Source organism: Stutzerimonas nosocomialis (assembly GCF_005876855.1).
GTDB classification, from domain to species: domain Bacteria; phylum Pseudomonadota; class Gammaproteobacteria; order Pseudomonadales; family Pseudomonadaceae; genus Stutzerimonas; species Stutzerimonas nosocomialis.
In genome coordinates this window covers 1-880 of record NZ_QLAE01000081.1, presented here as the reverse complement: position 1 = coordinate 880, position 880 = coordinate 1, and the positions used below count along the sequence as shown (strand labels likewise).

The 880-nt window shown below is 60.6% G+C and carries 1 protein-coding gene; it reads left to right on the top strand.

The window, feature by feature from the left end; translation table 11 throughout:
• Positions 1–61: 61 nt before the first annotated feature.
• Entirely contained in the window at positions 62–826 is a 765-nt protein-coding gene (locus DN824_RS22410; RefSeq protein ID WP_001389365.1) for an IS6-like element IS6100 family transposase, read from the top strand.
• The last annotated feature ends 54 nt before the right edge of the window (positions 827–880 follow it).

Sequence of the window (880 nt, the reverse complement as noted above, 5' to 3'; positions counted from 1 at the left end):
GGCTCTGTTGCAAAAATCGTGAAGCTTGAGCATGCTTGGCGGAGATTGGACGGACGGAACGATGACGGATTTCAAGTGGCGCCATTTCCAGGGTGATGTGATCCTGTGGGCGGTGCGCTGGTATTGTCGCTATCCGATCAGCTATCGCGACCTTGAGGAAATGCTGGCGGAACGCGGCATTTCGGTCGACCATACGACGATCTATCGCTGGGTCCAGTGCTACGCCCCGGAGATGGAGAAGCGGCTGCGCTGGTTCTGGCGGCGTGGCTTTGATCCGAGCTGGCGCCTGGATGAAACCTACGTCAAGGTGCGGGGCAAGTGGACCTACCTGTACCGGGCAGTCGACAAGCGGGGCGACACGATCGATTTCTACCTGTCGCCGACCCGCAGCGCCAAGGCAGCGAAGCGGTTCCTGGGCAAGGCCCTGCGAGGCCTGAAGCACTGGGAAAAGCCTGCCACGCTCAATACCGACAAAGCGCCGAGCTATGGTGCAGCGATCACCGAATTGAAGCGCGAAGGAAAGCTGGACCGGGAGACGGCCCACCGGCAGGTGAAGTATCTCAATAACGTGATCGAGGCCGATCACGGAAAGCTCAAGATACTGATCAAGCCGGTGCGCGGTTTCAAATCGATCCCCACGGCCTATGCCACGATCAAGGGATTCGAAGTCATGCGAGCCCTGCGCAAAGGACAGGCTCGCCCCTGGTGCCTGCAGCCCGGCATCAGGGGCGAGGTGCGCCTTGTGGAGAGAGCTTTTGGCATTGGGCCCTCGGCGCTGACGGAGGCCATGGGCATGCTCAACCACCATTTCGCAGCAGCCGCCTGATCGGCGCAGAGCGACAGCCTACCTCTGACTGCCGCCAATCTTTGCAACAGAGCC